The organism is Oligella sp. HMSC09E12 (assembly GCF_001808505.1).
Classification (GTDB): domain Bacteria; phylum Pseudomonadota; class Gammaproteobacteria; order Burkholderiales; family Burkholderiaceae_B; genus Oligella; species Oligella urethralis.
Genome location: NZ_KV793514.1, coordinates 52,067 through 66,954, shown reverse-complemented (window position 1 = coordinate 66,954; position 14,888 = coordinate 52,067). Strand labels below are relative to the sequence as shown.

Below are 14,888 nucleotides of genomic sequence, written 5' to 3'. Positions count from 1 at the left end.
TTCTTGATGATAGATAGTTGATAATGATTCTCAATATTGTATTATTTTATCATACTTAAGTTATATTGAGGAGTGTCAATGACTAAGTTAGCAAAAGTACTGTTCGTGTCTTTTTTGTTTAGTCTACCCACTCGCTTATCGGCGTTTGAATTAAAGCACAGTGAGGGTATCGTAAAGCTTGCCGCACCCCCTCAAATCATCGTGAGTTATGATTTGGCGGTACTTGACAGTTTACATTATCTGCAAATACCAGTGGCTGGTATGCCCGATGTGCGTCAGCGTGAGCCATTTCAAAAATATGGGGAAATGCCTAGCGTTGGTAGCTTGTTTGAGCCTGATTATGATGCTTTGAATAGTCTTAAGCCTGATTTGATTTTTGCCAGTCGCCGCACTCAGGATAAGTTAAGCAAGCTGAATCAAGTCGCACCGGCTGCCTATTTGTCAACGGCGCCGGGGCAGTTTTTAAGTGATTTTAAATCGCATCATTTACATCTAGCGAAAGCTTTTTCAAAAGAAGCGGAGGTAGAGCCTAAGTTGGCAGCAATTGAGGAGGATTTAACTAAGCTACATCAACTCAATCAGGGGCGGACTGCAGCCTTATTAATGGTCTTTAATGATAGAAAAATCATCAGTCAAGGAGCCGGCGATGTGATGGCTTATGCCTTTGAGGTACTAGGACTTAGCGTCGTGCCGACTGCTAAGCCTGAGCCAGCTGCTCAAGCCAAAGCTCACCAAGCTCATTCACCAAAGAAGCGTAAGCAAGGGGCAGCTGAAAATGCTTACCGACGTCATCAGCAACAACTACAAGCCATCGCCGAGGCAAATCCTGATTGGTTGCTTGTGATGGATCGCCAAAAAATGCGTACTGGAAAACTGCAAGCGGATGCCATCATTCAAGCGCATCCTGTGTTAGGCAATATGGATGCGGTAGTGCATAAGCGTGTGCTTTATCTTGACCCGGCTAGGTGGTATTTGATGCGAGGTGGTCTTGATAACTTGCACCAACTTATCACTACGACCAGTCAAGCGATGCAAGGAGACTAAAGCGCATTATTTTAATGACGAGCCGCCATTCTTCTTTATTAATCCGCTTTTCATCTTAAAATGATGGGTTAATTATTTACTCAATTCATGGATATAGATTGAATGTTAGATTTTATTCGTAAACATCAGAAGTGGATGTTGGTGTTCATCATTATTCTTGTGGTACCGTCTTTTGTGTTTTTAGGCGTTGCAAACTATCAAGGCATGCTAAGTAATGATGCAACACTTGCCCAAGTAAAAGAGCAAAAAATTAGCCGCGAGCTATTTAATATGGAATGGCGCGATCGTCTAAATCAGCTTAGAATCCAAGGTGGCAATCAGTTCGATATCAGTCAGGTAGATGTTCCGCAAAATCGTCGCGCCTTTTTAGATCAAATGATTAATGCACGTGTGCTGCATGAGCAAGTGCTGGCTAAGCATTACTCAGCGACTGACGATATGGTGCGCCAAGCCATTGCTGCAGATCCTCAGTTCCATGATGAGGGTCGTTTTAGTGTACAAAAATACAGTGACTTTTTACAACGCCTCGGTATTGATGCCAATATGTACCAAAATAGCGTGCGTTATAGTCTGGCCTTGGAGCAGGTGACTGAGCCTGTTACTGCTGCATTATCGGTGCCCGTAGCGGTGGAAAAGGCAGTACTCGCTTCTTTATTGCAAGAGCGCTCGGTACGTTTAAGACTGTTTGAGGCCTCAACATATTTTGCAGAAAATGAGCCGACAGAAGCCGAAGCAAAAAGCTGGTATGAGCACAATAAAGAGTCGCTCAAAGTTCCTGCCTCAGTGGAGGCACAGTATATTATTCTGAATGAAGCGGCAGCGGTCAAGGCGGTACCTCAACCGACGGATACCGAATTAGAGCAGTATTATGAGTCTAATAAAGCACGCTACGCATCACCGGAGCGTCGTTCCATTAATCATATTCAGTTAAATTTACCTGCCGCAGCAACGCCTGAACAAGTGGCTGAGGTTGAGCAAAAAGCGACAGAGCTCAAGCAACAATTAGATGCTGAGCCAGCAAAATTTGCTGAGTTAGCGAAGCAATACTCTGATGATGCTGGTTCGAAGCAATCAGGCGGTCGTTTGGGTATGCTCGCCAAGGGAGATATTCCGGAGTTAGATGAGCTGGCGTTTAGCCCCGCAGAAACCGGTATTTATGGTCCGTTGCGTATTGATAATGCCTTACATATTATTCAGCTTGATAGCATTGAAGCCGCAGTGACAAAACCCTTTGCTGATGTACGCGATGACTTAATTCATGAAGTCCGCTTACAAGTGGCTTCCGACCGCTTTGCTGATTTATCGAGTGAGTTAGTGTTATTGGCCAATGATGCGCATCAAAGTTTAGAAGATATTTCTACACGTTTAGAATTGCCCATTCATACGGTAAAAGGGGTAGGCCAAGCAGGCATGGTGGCTGGTGCTGAGCAAACTGAGGACACAGCTATTTTTACTAAGTACCCGCAACTGCGTGAGACCTTATTTAGTCATGCCTTATTAGAGGAAGGCGCAACCTCCGGGGTAGTGGAATTATCACCCACCGAATTGGTGGTGCTTAAAGTAAGTGAGCACACGCCAGCTTATGTACCCGAATTTGATAAGGTTAAAAATGAGGTGGTGACGGCGGTTAAAACGGAGAAAAGTCTGGCTCAAGCGAAGGCCTCTGCAGAGGAAGCAATGGCTAAGCTAAGCTCTGGACAAAGCACCTCATTAACAGATTTTGATGAGCCCATCACGGTTAGCCGCTTAATGGGCAATTTACCACAAAGTTTATTAGATGCGATTATGTCGGCGCCGGTAGATAATTTACCGTCTTATACCACCTTCTGGATCCCTCAGGGCTATGTGGTGGCTAGAATTGAGTCGGTACAAGAAAGCCAAGCAGCTGACGATGGCTTGAAAGCACAGATTGAACAGTTATTGTTGATTGGTCAACAAACGGAGCTGCAAAGACAGATGCTATATACGCTTAGAAATAATATGAAGGTCAAAGTATTTGACGAAAGTGAGCGTGTCATCAACGATGTGGGCATGGAATGATGCTGATGCCTGTGGGCCAATATTAGTTTTTAATGCGAGTGATTCGATGGACTGCGCGAATGGTACGTAGCTTACGAATCACTTTGGCTAAGTGGTCGCGATCCTCGACTTGAATGGTGGCATGAACCTTAGAAATATTCATACCACCGTCCTTGGTGGTGATATTAATAATATTTGAATCCGCCTCGGCAATTTTAATCATTAATGCACCTAAGGCACCTTTTTCATTGTCCAAAGTGATTTCTAAGCGCGTCGATAAATGCTTAGAGGGATCCTCATCCCAGGCTACCTTAACCCAACGCTCAGGTTCTTTTTCTTTGGATCGTAAAGCGGTAGGACAGTCATTGGTATGTACGACAATACCGTAACCGGGTCGTAATACAGCCATGATCTGATCGCCGGGGATCGGCATACAACAAGGCGCTAATTGAACTGCTTGTCCTTCTTTGCCTTGGATTAAAATGGTGGAACGATAGGCGGTTGACATTTCATCTAGCACGGCGGCCGTGGTCGCCAACAGTGGATTGTCGATCAAGAAACGCCGTGCTACCACCTGTGCTAGGCGTGTGCCCAGACCAATATCTAAAAATACTTCATCAATACTCTTGGCACCGGCATTAATTGCCAAGCGATACCAAATCGGGTCTTCATCTTCAGGAACGCGAATGCCTAATTCAGCCATCGCTTGATGTAACAGCTTTTCGCCGAAGCGCATGGAGTCATTAGAATTTGATTTACGTAAAAAATTACGGATTTCTGCGCGTGCTCGTCCAGTACGTACAAACTCCATCCATGAGGTTTTAGGGGTGGCGTCCTCAGCCGTGATGATATTTACCGTTTGGCCGCTGTGCAATGGTGTATTGATGGCAACTGCTTCACCATCAATCTCGGCAGAAACAACGTGATTACCCACATCGGTGTGAATAGCATAAGCAAAGTCAACTGGCGTGGCACCGCGCGGTAATGAAATAATCTTGCCGCGTGGTGTGAGCACAAATACCGCATCGGGGAAAAGATCTACCTTAACATAATCCAAGAACTCCGCTGAGTCATGCGTTTGTTGTTGGATATCGAGTAGCGACTGTAACCATTGATGCGTTTGCTGCTGAATATCGTTAAGATTGGCTCCCTTGGATTTATAGATCCAATGCGACACCAAGCCTTTTTCAGCCATATTATGCATATCACGGGTACGGATTTGAAATTCAACGGCATTACCATGTGGACCGATTAGGGTTGTATGCAATGACTGGTAGCCGTTAATTTTAGGGATCGCAATATAGTCTTTAAACTTTCCCGGCACCGGGCGATAGAGCTGGTGTAATACACCGAGTGCTAAATAACACTCCGGCAGAGTATTAACAATCACTCTAAAACCATGCAAATCCAGGACTTCCGCAAAACTTTTCTTTTGCTCGACCATTTTGCGATGCACGCTGTAGAGTGACTTTTCACGACCATTGACCTCTGCCTCAATGCCTTGGGCTGTTAAGCTAGAGACCACGGTATCGAGAATTTTAGTTAACACCTCACGGCGATTACCCTTGGCTGCCATCATCGCTTTTTCAAGCACTTGATAGCGGAAGGGGTGGGCTGCAGCCAGACAAAGATTGTGGAATTCACGTACTAAGGTATTGAGACCAAGACGATCAGCAATAGGGGCATAAATTTCTAGGGTTTCACGTGCCACACGGCGCCCCTTTTCAGGTGTCACGCCGCCTAGAGTGCGCATATTGTGCAATCTATCCGCTAGCTTGACCAAAATAACACGTACATCCTTAGCCATGGCCAGGAGCATTTTTCTAAAACTCTCAGCCTGTTGTTCGGCCTTTGATGTAAAGCGGATTTTATCTAATTTGGTGAGGCCGTCAACGAGTTCAGCAACGTCGCTATTAAAGGCCTCAGCAATTTCCTGTTTGGTGACGTCTTGATCTTCAATGGTGTCGTGCAATAATGCTGCCACCAAAGCATTAATATCTAGCTTCCACTCAGCGCAGATCTCGCACACAGCTACCGGGTGCGTAATATAGGGAAGACCGCTATCACGCATTTGTCCTAGATGTGCTTTATCTGCAAAATGATAGGCACGGACAACGGTATCGATATCTTCATCGGATAGATAAAGACTGATTTTTTGTAAAAGATTATCAAGAATCCCAGCCTTTGCGGGATCCTTGTCCTGTGACTTAGCTTTAGCGTAGCTATTTAATAATAAGTAGTTTTGTACCGCAACTTGAAGGTTTTTTGCTTTAGGCACAGCCTTGTCCTCACGTGATGCTGAACCACGTCTAAAACGACTTAAGAAATCGCTTGCGCCTTTTTTACTCATAAGCTTGTATTATTCCAATTCATTACGCACAGTACAAATGCCACCACTTTAAGTATAAAGCATTAAAGCGGCACTTTGCGAAGCATTTCTAAACCAGTTTTACCTGCTGCAATTTCGCGCAAAGCAATCACGGTAGGTTTGTCACGGTTGACATCGACACGCGGTTCATGACCTTGTGCAATTTCACGGGCACGGTAGGTTGCTACTAGGGTTAAATCAAAGCGGTTATTAATTTTTTCTAAACTATCTTCAACGGTGATACGAGCCATATGTTAATAATTCTCATGAAAATGGGTTAAAAACTGAAGCCATTCATTAAAGATGGCTTCAATATACTGATAAAAAAGCTGGTGAAGGCTATTTATTGAGCTAAAATTCCATAACTTTGGAAGAGCTCACTATGCTTTTTTGCTTGACTGGCAAAACGCAGACGAGCAACCGCAACAATTTGTTGCAATTGCTGTAGCGCCACACTAAAGTCATCATTAATAATAACATATTCACATTTATCAGCTTGCGCTATTTCTTTGCTCGCTGCAAGGACACGACGCTCGATCACTGCCTGACTATCTTGGCCACGCTTATTTAAGCGTTCATTTAAAATTTCAATCGACGGTGGCAGGATAAAAATATCAATCACTTGTGGAAATTGCTCACGTACTTGAGCAGCACCTTGCCAGTCGATTTCCAATAAAATATCTTGTCCCTTGTTGATACGCTCCTGGACATAGGCTTTAGGGGTGCCATAGTAGTTGTCGTGCACTTTGGCCCACTCCAGCAGTTCATTATTATCTCTTAGCGTTTCAAATTCCTCGACCGAGAGAAATTTATAATGCACATTATCCTGTTCGCCGGGACGCGGCGCACGGGTAGTGCAGGAGATAGATAAGCCGATATTGCTGTCTTCCTTTAAGAGTGCACTGATCAAGCTGGATTTACCAGCACCACTGGGTGCCACAACCATAAAGACATTGCCTGGGAAATTTTTCATGGATGCTACTTTGATAATTCAATAATTCAATTAATATATTACAAATTGTACATAATTTAGATCGTTTATCGGAGTTTTAGGTGCAAAGTTGGCAAGAGTTAATTGAACATGAGCAGTCGCAAGCTTATTTTAAAAATTTATGTTTATACCTTGAGCAGGAACGTGCCGCAGGGCAGGTGATTTATCCACCGTCTGCAGAGATATTTAATGCCTTTAAATTAACTCCTTTGGAACAAGTTAAGGTGGTGATTTTAGGTCAAGATCCCTATCATGGTCCGCAACAAGCCCATGGATTGGCATTTTCAGTAAATCCAGGCATAGCCATACCACCATCGTTAAAAAATATTTATAAAGAGTTAGCAAATGATATTGCAGGCTTTACCACGCCGAGACACGGGGACTTACGCAGTTGGGCCAAGCAGGGGGTATTTTTACTTAATACGGTCTTAACCGTGCGTCATGCGGCTGCGCATTCGCATGCCGAGATTGGCTGGGAGCGCTTTACGGATGAAGTGATTGCCGCCTTAAATAAGCAAAAAACTGCTTTAGTCTTTTTATTATGGGGCTCGCATGCCCAGAAAAAAGGTCGCTTTATCGATAAGCAAAAGCATTTGGTACTGACTGCCCCACATCCTTCACCTTTGTCTGCTTATCGGGGATTTTTCGGCTGTGGGCATTTTTCAAAGGCGAATAACTATTTAATTAAGCACGGTGTGGCGCCTATTCATTGGCAGCTTTAAGGAGCTCGGCCACTGCCTGTCAAGCACATTGCGTATGGATATCCATAGTTAGTTCTGTTGATTGTTGTTTGATCTGCTCTGTAGGAAACTGAAATACCAACACACATTTCAGGAGTAGAAAATGACAATATCCAAGCATCATCCCATGACAGGCGGTGCCGCTGCATTGCCTGCGCAAGGCAAAGCAACAGTGGCAGCTCGGGGTCGCAGCTTGTGGCGACAAAGTGGTCAAGCCATGACCGAATACATTATCATTGTGGCCTTAGTGGCGGTGGCTGCCATTGCTACCTATCAGCTGTTTGGTCAAGTGGTTCGTTCACAAACTGCTGCCATGGCCAAAGAACTGGCTGGTGAGGACGGTACTGCGCAATCACAGATGGCACAGTCAGCAGCCCAGTCGGCCGAGCAGCAGACGGCCTCAAAATCTTTAAAATCCTTTACTGGCAACGCGGACGCCGCCGGTGGCTAGTCATTGTTAAGTGGGTGTTGACGATGAAAGGCTTTAAGGCGCTCGCTTTGTCTTGTCCGCTTAGCTATATGCGCATGTTTAAAACACAACAGGCATTGAACCAGCAAAGCGGACAGGCATTGATACTCGGTTTAGCCATGTTACTGGTATTGGTCGTGCTTTTGATGAGCTTATTTCAACAAAGTCGACTAGTGAATGCTAAGGCTAAACAAATTCATACCGTAGAAGCGGCGGCTTATTCTGGTGCCTTAATCCAAGCGCGTGCTTTAAATATGCAGGGCTATATCAATTTGGCTCAAGTTGGTCATCAAATCGCGATGGCGCATTTAGTGACCTTAGGCTCTTGGGCCAAGTTTGCAGCCACTGAAAATCGTCAATACCTCACTGCTAATCCACCTTCTTATCTGATTGGTATGATGTTTGGCATTTCTCATCAAAATGCTTATGCGGCCTCACGTCGTGCAAGTTCAATTATTTCTTTTGCAGAACGTCACAATGAGTTAGAGCAGCGCTACGCCAAACACGATGAGATTGTGAATCAGGTGCTATTGGAAGTCGCTTACGCAATTCGAAAGCATCAAACAACGACGCGTGATGCGGCGATACATGCAGTAATTGAAGCCAATTATCCGGGTTATCAAGTGGCTATCACAGACGCTGCCCTCAGTTCAGCTACTGTTGATATGTCAAAGCAAGTACGTTGGCAGCTGACGGAGCAAGATAATCAGCATTTCACTACGGTTTATAAGCCAAGCGGTAATTATCGCTCCTTGATCACTCAGGTTGCAAAAGTATATAAATTTTTAGATCCGCGTCAGGATTTAACAAGAAATAACTGGCCTGTGAGTAAACGTTGTCCGCATTTACGCCATGAATTAAGACGTCAAGGCACTACCATTTTGAATCAGCATGGTAATTGGCAAGCTACCGATACGCAATCTTTCCATGCTTTACGCTCTAACCGTTGGATTGGCTGCTATTACCGTGAATATCCGATGGCTTGGGGTTGGGTTTCGGGGGCATTGAATACTATCCCAGAAGGTATGGAGTATAGCGAAAATCCGCCGGATGATTTTGCGAATCAAGACTTTTGGCGCTGGGTCAAAGAGGCGACACAGTGGGATTTATTAGGCGGCGTACAAAATCCTTTGGCTAACTCCCGCGCTATCAAGCAGCGCGTGCAATGGGGTGGTGGCGGTTTAGTGCCTTATGTGGATATCAATTCTGAGGCTAAGGATACATTAAGCTTTCAATTGCATTTAAGTGGGCCTGAAGTGGACGGTCAATTGATGACGGTGAGTGCCCAGGCTGAGAGTTTTTTTGAGCGTTTTAAGGCACGTACTGACGCTAAGCATGAAAAAGCCAATCTATGGCATCCCTATTGGTTAGCACGTTTAGCTGAGACCGCTGAGTCTTCCTCAGAAGCGGCTGACAGTGCTAGCAAATTAGCAAATTTTAAGGAGTAGCTATGGCTAGTTATTTATTGACATCATGCCGCCATCCAAGTTTAGCAGCGCAAAGTGGTCAATCCATTGTGGAAAGCTTGGTTTTGTTGTTAGTGCTGATGGTCTTTTTTAGCGCCATCCCATGGTTTGGGCGTATTAGTGATATTGCACTACAACAGATGAATGCTAGCCGCTATGCCGCATTTCAATTAACGCGGCATGAAGAGGGTATTGATGAAGCCGATTTAAAGCACCGTTTCTTTTTATCAAAAGAACATCAGTGGCGCGATCGTGCGCATAACAAAATCATTCAGCACGATAGGATTCACGTTCAATTGGATCGCTCAAAAAAACTAGCCGCCGCAATGCAGCCGGGTGCAGATGAAATCCATGCAACAAGGCTGCGGCAAGAGTGGCAGGTTGAGGATAAGGGAGTGGCAGCGGTGCATGTGACTACCCGTCCTCACTACACCCAAGTTGACGATCGAAGTCATGTGGCGATGAGGCCAGGACTGTCATTTTTTGATCAGCAACTGCTTAATATTCAACGGCATACTGCCATATTGACTGGTGCGGCGCATAGTGCCACTGATATGAATGCACATCGACGAACCGCAGAAAGTGATTTGGCGTGGCGTGAAGCAAGCCAAGCTTCTTATGAAAGCGGTCGCAAGGTGGCGGAGATTGCTGCGCCTATTGATGCCGCATGGAATCGTCCTGCACCAGTTTTTGATTGGCTATCTCCTTGGGCAGGGGCATTACCCGGCCATCATTTAGAGCATGTAACAGATGGGAGTAAGTGATGCGGCTGACTTTAAATGATTGTAGAGCGCTGTTGATCTTGCTATTGATGATGGCGAGCACACTTGGCAGGGCTTCAGAGATTGATCAAGGGGCGGCCATGGTGGCACATGAAGTAAGTCAACGCCTATCGCTGGAGCTTAGGGAAAAGGTTTTTCAAGGGCAGGTATTTTCTCAAGCACTGAGTGCCTGGCAAGTGAGTTCGGAGACTGATTTTTCTAATTTGCTGAGGCGCTTAGCTAAGCAAAGTGTTTTTCAGCAATATCACAGCATTGGCAATATCATCATCTTAAGCGGTGAGTTGGGCAAGTATTCGCTCTTGTTGCAGCTTGAACGCATCAATTTCGACGCTTATCAGGGCCTATTAAGTGTGATGCCGGCGACTCCGTTTGCATTTCATACGAGTTCATCGGCACCGCTCTATACGCACTTAGTCAATGAGTTTAAGGAGCTTAGTCCTCAACGTTTAGCTTGGTTGCCATCATCGTCGTTGCTATTAATGAATATCCAAAGCGATAATCAGCGCTCGCAACAGATTTACTTTGATGCGATGGATATTGCATCGTTCCAGCAGCAGCTTGAGAACAATTTAATCTTAGCTGGTTGGGAGCGGAGTAACAGCACAGAGTTTGGGCTCAGTTTGTGGTCTAAGCAAGGACGTCAAGTACGTCTGTATTACAGTGCTCAGGCCGAAGGTACCGCACTGTATGTATTAAGTGATGATTTATCAAAGGATAGTTATGAAATTACAGATCAATAAAAAAGCGACGGTTGTGATTTCTTTGGCCGTTTTTGCCGGCTTGTTAGCTGCTTGGTCAGCACAAAAGTACATTAATGAAAAGGTGGAAATGCTGGAAGCGCAAGCACGTGTCGAGACCGTGCAACGTGTCGTAGCAGCCTACGATTTACCTGAGGGTACAAGAATTGATTCACACCATGTAGCGGTGCGTGATATTCCCAAGGAATGGGTTGCCGGTGGCAGTATTTTGCCCGAGGAATTTATTCATATTCAGGGGCAGGTGGTGACAGCTTCGCTAAAGCGTGGTGATCAGCTTTTATGGGCAAATACGGCGCATGTTAAAAGCAAGCCTTTTTCTGACAAAATCAGCCCTGGACGTCGTGCCGTCACCATCCCAGTGGACACCATCAACTCGGTCTCAGGTATGTTGGTGCCTGGCGATTTAATTGATCTTTATGTCTCCTTTGAATATCGACGCAAGCAAATTACCGCCCCCTTATTACAGGGTGTATTGGTAATGGCTACGGGTCAACAAAGTCGTCCGGGTGTGGAGCCAGGTGATGTTAATTCAAGGTATTCCACGGTAACTCTGGATACGGCACCGGAGGAGGCGGCAAAGTTGGTAGCGGCTAGGCAAGCCGGCACCATTACGGCCTTATTACGTAATCCGACAGACGATAAAGCCGCTCAAAAAGGGGTGAGAGGTGATTTAGCCAATATGCTCGGTATTGCGACACCGCCACCACCGATTAAGCGTAAACCACAGGTGATTTATGGTGATCAAAATAATAAGAAACTGCCTAATTTAGCCATTAATCCAGAGGTTGAAACGACCACCAAGGACGATCGCGGTGTCTTTGAATTACCAGCTCAGGAGGATTTGGTTAGCGCTTGGATTAACTCATTACCTAAGACCCAAATTAGTGAGGAGCTTAGCTTAAATGGCCCGCTAACTGAGGAACATGAAATGGTATTAGGCGATTAACGGTCTAGCACTTGAAATGCTTTACAAAAAGAGGAGATGTCTAATGAGTCAGTTTAAATCACATGCAAAAGAGGGATATATGCTTAAGTCCTTAAATACTATTTGTTTTTATGTTCTGACGATTTTGCTACTGCTATTCCCTGCGATTGCTATGGCGCAGCAGAAAATTAATTTAACCGTAGGGCAAATTCATGTTTTGCCATCTGAAAATATAGCGCGGGTAGCGGTAGGTGATGGAAATGTGCTGAATGCCGTAACCGATGATGATAAGGAGGTGGTACTCTTTGCCAGAGCAGCGGGAGATACCAGCTTACAGTTATGGGATGTGGATGGCAACTCCAAAAATTATCATATCACGGTAGGCTCGGCCGTGCAGAATCGCTTACAGCATGAGATTCGCAATATGTTGAATCGCATTCAAAATGTTAAAGCGACTGTACTCGGTGAAAAAGTCATCGTGGAGGGCGAAAGATTAAGTGATGCCGATAGAGAACGAGTGCAGTTATTAGCTAAGCATTACCCACAAATAATTGATATGACCAGTCAGATAGGCTGGGATCAAATGGTGTTATTGGATGTGCAGATTCTCGAAATTCCTAGAAGTTTTTTGCAAGAGCTTGGCGTCAGTTGGCAGAGCAATACGGTGGGAGGTTTTAATGCCGGTGTGGTTTGGGATAGTGTTGGTCGTAATTTATTAACGCGACCTGGTGAACAAGCGCTGGATGCCGTCTTAGCCCAAAGTCACCCCCTTGGCTATTTCGGCGTGAATGCTTTACTGAGCTCCAGTCTTAAGGCCATGACGAATGAAGGTAAGGCCGTGATGCTAGCGCAGCCTCAGTTAATGGCTCGTAGCGGTGCGACCGCTGAGTTTTTAGCTGGCGGTGAGGTGCCATATGCCATCGCAGACGGTAACGGTAATACCCAAACCGTGTTTAAGCCTTACGGCGTCAGCCTACAAATCACACCACGGATTGAGAAAAACGGTATTGTACGCTCGAGTATTAATGTGGAAGTAAGCTCCATTGATGGTTCTATGGCTTTGCAGGGTGGACCAGCGCTGAAAATTCGTCGTACTAACACGGAATTTAATGTGCGTTCGGGTGAAACCTTAGTGCTGTCCGGATTTATTTCTCGGGATCAAATGCAGAACATGGATAAGGTGCCGGGCATGGGTGATGTGCCAATCTTAAGTGCTTTATTCCGTTCTAAAAAGTTTCAAAACCAGGAAACTGAATTAGCTATTTTTGTGCGCCCGGTCGTTGTCTCCTCAGATAATGAAGATATGCAAAGACGGATTATGCGTTCTCAGGCTATTGTCGATAGTAGCTTTGAACAACAACCCTTAATTAATGTAGCGATTCGCCAAGAGGTGGGTTCTAAAGCTGCACAGATGCCAGTATCTACTCAAGCGAAAGTGCAGAACGGTCGTGTTGATGTGGCTAAAACCTTTGCTGCGCATCATTTTTATAGTCGCGAGCTACCGGCATTCACCGTGCCTAAAAAGTCCAAATTAATCCTTCGCCCGCTTAATTCTAAAAAACTAAAAAAAGGAAAGGTCTCATGAATCGACTATGCTTAAATTTACAATTTGAAGATGGTAGATGCGAAGAAAAGTGGTTTGACTTACCCCTTGATATCGGCAGGCATAGTCAGGGATTAGTGCTTAAAAGTTGGCGCGTGGCAAGAGAGCATGCCAAAATCGAAGCTAAGGACGGTGAGCTTTATCTGCAGGATCTGGGCTCCTTGGGTGGTACGCTATTAAACTCGCAGCGTATTCATCATCTTCATCCCTTAAAGCTCAATGATCAAATCGTCATCGGTCCTTGCTTAATACGCATTGTAGCGATTGATAGTGGTCAGGAACCGGGGCACACAGTTAACGACGCCTCTGATCCTCAGAAAAACCGTGTGCAAACCACGGCAAGGCCTTTGTCTAAAGCAGACTCCGCTACTATTATGCCTCAGGCTGTACCACCCTCCGAGCGGACGAGCGGTATTGTGCAAGCGCCTGATGCTAGGACCTTGATTGCGCAACGAAATCAATTGCATAAGCTTTTGCTTGAAGCACTCGATCTGAAGCGTAATAACATCACGGCAATGGATGATGCTTTATTACGTGAGGAAGCGGCTAAATTGCTAAACAAAATTATTCAAGCTGATAAACAATTTAGTGAATTAAGTTATGCTCAAGAGCTATCGCAGATGGTCATTGATGAGGCAGTAGGCTTGGGTCCTTTAGAGCCATTATTACAGGATCCAAGCATTACCGAGATTATGGTAAATCGCTTTGATGAGATTTACATCGAACGCAATGGCAAGCTTGAAGCCCATCCCATGAGTTTTAGCAGTAATCAGTCGGTGATATCCATCATTGATCGCATTGTCTCCCCCATTGGCCGACGGATTGATGAAAGTTCGCCGATGGTGGATGCACGCTTAAAAGATGGTTCCCGAGTCAATGCAGTGATCCCACCCATTGCCATCAAGGGGCCCAGTATCACCATCCGTAAATTTCCCCTCAGACGTCCCGCCATGGCAGATCTAGTGGCCTTGGAGTCGTTGGATAACTATATGCGTGAATTCTTGGATCTATGCGTGAAGCATCGAATGAATATGATTATATCTGGTGGTACCGGCTCGGGTAAAACCACCTTATTAAATGTGCTGTCAAATTGTATTCCTGAGGATGAGCGTATTGTGACCATTGAGGATGCGGCGGAGTTGCGTCTGAATCATCGTCATCTCATTAGCCTTGAATCACGCCCAGCAAATACTGAGGGTAGAGGGCAAGTTAGTATACGTGACTTAGTAAAAAATGCCTTGCGGATGCGACCGGATCGTATTGTGGTGGGAGAATGCCGTGGTGGCGAGGCTTTTGACATGCTTGGGGCCATGAACACGGGTCACGAAGGCTCTTTAACCACCTTACATGCGAATTCACCACGTGATGCCATTGCTCGCTTAGAAGTCATGATCTTAATGGCTGGCATGGATATACCGCTTAGTGCGATCCGTGAGCATATTGCCTCCAGTATTGATTTTATTGTACAGCAAACACGATTAAGTAATGGTCGCCGCGTGGTGTCTTCCATTGTTGAGGTGTGTGGTTTAGAAAGCGGAATTATAAAAATTCAAGAGATATTTAAATTTCAAAAGGGGGCGAGCAGTGGTTTTTATGGGCTTGGTATTATCCCGGAGCAATTTGAGCGTCTAAAGGAGCAGGGCTTGGCCTTGGATATCGAGCAGTTTAATCAAGTGACCTTGTCAACGACGCAGTCTGCGCATAGTTTGCATTGATAGTGGAG

Annotated in this window: 13 protein-coding genes; 10 read left to right on the top strand and 3 right to left on the bottom strand. The window is 45.3% G+C overall.

The features are described 5' to 3' along the window. The first annotated feature begins 78 nt into the window (after positions 1-78). Positions 79-1,044, top strand: a complete 966-nt coding sequence (locus HMPREF3179_RS00410) for an ABC transporter substrate-binding protein (RefSeq protein ID WP_083290655.1) — start codon at positions 79-81, stop codon at positions 1,042-1,044. Between the two features lie 102 nt (positions 1,045-1,146). Beyond that, the gene (locus HMPREF3179_RS00405) at positions 1,147-3,084 is read left to right on the top strand and encodes a SurA N-terminal domain-containing protein (RefSeq protein WP_070469242.1); all 1,938 of its coding nucleotides are present in this window, start codon (positions 1,147-1,149) and stop codon (positions 3,082-3,084) included. A gap of 22 nt (positions 3,085-3,106) precedes the next feature. Here the strand turns inward: HMPREF3179_RS00405 and HMPREF3179_RS00400 are convergent, their stop codons facing one another. The 3 genes from HMPREF3179_RS00400 to gmk all read right to left on the bottom strand — a co-directional run bounded on the left by HMPREF3179_RS00400 (position 3,107) and on the right by gmk (position 6,404). After that, positions 3,107-5,413, bottom strand: a complete 2,307-nt coding sequence (locus tag HMPREF3179_RS00400) for a RelA/SpoT family protein (RefSeq protein WP_018026049.1) — start codon at positions 5,411-5,413, stop codon at positions 3,107-3,109. Positions 5,414-5,475: 62 nt separating this feature from the next. Continuing rightward, complete coding sequence (rpoZ, locus tag HMPREF3179_RS00395; RefSeq protein WP_018026050.1) at positions 5,476-5,682, bottom strand: DNA-directed RNA polymerase subunit omega; 207 nt, start codon at positions 5,680-5,682, stop codon at positions 5,476-5,478. Positions 5,683-5,774: 92 nt separating this feature from the next. Then, on the bottom strand, positions 5,775-6,404 hold the full coding sequence (gene gmk, locus HMPREF3179_RS00390; RefSeq protein WP_070469241.1) for a guanylate kinase: 630 nt from the start codon (positions 6,402-6,404) through the stop codon (positions 5,775-5,777). 80 nt (positions 6,405-6,484) lie between these two features. Here gmk and ung point away from each other — a divergent pair, with 80 nt between their 5' ends. From ung to HMPREF3179_RS00350, 8 genes are all read left to right on the top strand, one after another. After that, complete coding sequence (gene ung / locus HMPREF3179_RS00385; RefSeq protein WP_070469240.1) at positions 6,485-7,144, top strand: uracil-DNA glycosylase; 660 nt, start codon at positions 6,485-6,487, stop codon at positions 7,142-7,144. A 235-nt stretch (positions 7,145-7,379) separates the two neighbouring features. Continuing rightward, on the top strand, positions 7,380-7,613 hold the full coding sequence (locus tag HMPREF3179_RS00380; protein WP_102705937.1) for a hypothetical protein: 234 nt from the start codon (positions 7,380-7,382) through the stop codon (positions 7,611-7,613). Positions 7,614-7,636: 23 nt separating this feature from the next. Further along, entirely contained in the window at positions 7,637-9,079 is a 1,443-nt protein-coding gene (locus HMPREF3179_RS00375) for a hypothetical protein (RefSeq protein ID WP_083290654.1), read from the top strand. 2 nt (positions 9,080-9,081) lie between these two features. Beyond that, positions 9,082-9,861: a hypothetical protein gene (locus HMPREF3179_RS00370; RefSeq protein ID WP_070469239.1), complete on the top strand. Its 780-nt coding sequence runs from the start codon at positions 9,082-9,084 to the stop codon at positions 9,859-9,861. Then, complete coding sequence (locus HMPREF3179_RS00365; RefSeq protein ID WP_070469238.1) at positions 9,861-10,619, top strand: hypothetical protein; 759 nt, start codon at positions 9,861-9,863, stop codon at positions 10,617-10,619. The genes HMPREF3179_RS00370 and HMPREF3179_RS00365 overlap by 1 nt, the downstream gene beginning before the upstream one ends. Further along, a complete protein-coding gene (cpaB, locus tag HMPREF3179_RS00360) occupies positions 10,600-11,583 on the top strand; it encodes a Flp pilus assembly protein CpaB (protein WP_070469237.1) in 984 nt (327 codons plus the stop codon). Before HMPREF3179_RS00365 ends, cpaB begins: the two co-directional genes overlap by 20 nt. Before the next feature lie 43 nt (positions 11,584-11,626). Continuing rightward, a complete protein-coding gene (locus HMPREF3179_RS00355) occupies positions 11,627-13,147 on the top strand; it encodes a type II and III secretion system protein family protein (RefSeq protein WP_052043549.1) in 1,521 nt (506 codons plus the stop codon). Beyond that, positions 13,144-14,880 (top strand): TadA family conjugal transfer-associated ATPase, encoded by a 1,737-nt coding sequence (locus HMPREF3179_RS00350; RefSeq protein WP_036557633.1) that lies wholly within the window; start codon positions 13,144-13,146, stop codon positions 14,878-14,880. Before HMPREF3179_RS00355 ends, HMPREF3179_RS00350 begins: the two co-directional genes overlap by 4 nt. Positions 14,881-14,888: the final 8 nt, after the last annotated feature.

Excerpts from the sequence above, each read along its gene's own strand:
- HMPREF3179_RS00405 (WP_070469242.1), top strand. The coding sequence starts at position 1,147 with ATGTTAGATTTTATTCGTAAACATCAGAAGTGGATGTTGGTGTTCATC.
- rpoZ (WP_018026050.1), bottom strand. The coding sequence starts at position 5,682 with ATGGCTCGTATCACCGTTGAAGATAGTTTAGAAAAAATTAATAACCGC.
- HMPREF3179_RS00375 (WP_083290654.1), top strand. The coding sequence starts at position 7,637 with ATGAAAGGCTTTAAGGCGCTCGCTTTGTCTTGTCCGCTTAGCTATATG.
- HMPREF3179_RS00365 (WP_070469238.1), top strand. The coding sequence starts at position 9,861 with ATGCGGCTGACTTTAAATGATTGTAGAGCGCTGTTGATCTTGCTATTG.
- HMPREF3179_RS00380 (WP_102705937.1), top strand. The coding sequence starts at position 7,380 with ATGACCGAATACATTATCATTGTGGCCTTAGTGGCGGTGGCTGCCATT.
- HMPREF3179_RS00400 (WP_018026049.1), bottom strand. The coding sequence starts at position 5,413 with ATGAGTAAAAAAGGCGCAAGCGATTTCTTAAGTCGTTTTAGACGTGGT.
- cpaB (WP_070469237.1), top strand. The coding sequence starts at position 10,600 with ATGAAATTACAGATCAATAAAAAAGCGACGGTTGTGATTTCTTTGGCC.
- gmk (WP_070469241.1), bottom strand. The coding sequence starts at position 6,404 with ATGAAAAATTTCCCAGGCAATGTCTTTATGGTTGTGGCACCCAGTGGT.
- HMPREF3179_RS00350 (WP_036557633.1), top strand. The coding sequence starts at position 13,144 with ATGAATCGACTATGCTTAAATTTACAATTTGAAGATGGTAGATGCGAA.
- HMPREF3179_RS00370 (WP_070469239.1), top strand. The coding sequence starts at position 9,082 with ATGGCTAGTTATTTATTGACATCATGCCGCCATCCAAGTTTAGCAGCG.
- HMPREF3179_RS00355 (WP_052043549.1), top strand. The coding sequence starts at position 11,627 with ATGAGTCAGTTTAAATCACATGCAAAAGAGGGATATATGCTTAAGTCC.
- HMPREF3179_RS00410 (WP_083290655.1), top strand. The coding sequence starts at position 79 with ATGACTAAGTTAGCAAAAGTACTGTTCGTGTCTTTTTTGTTTAGTCTA.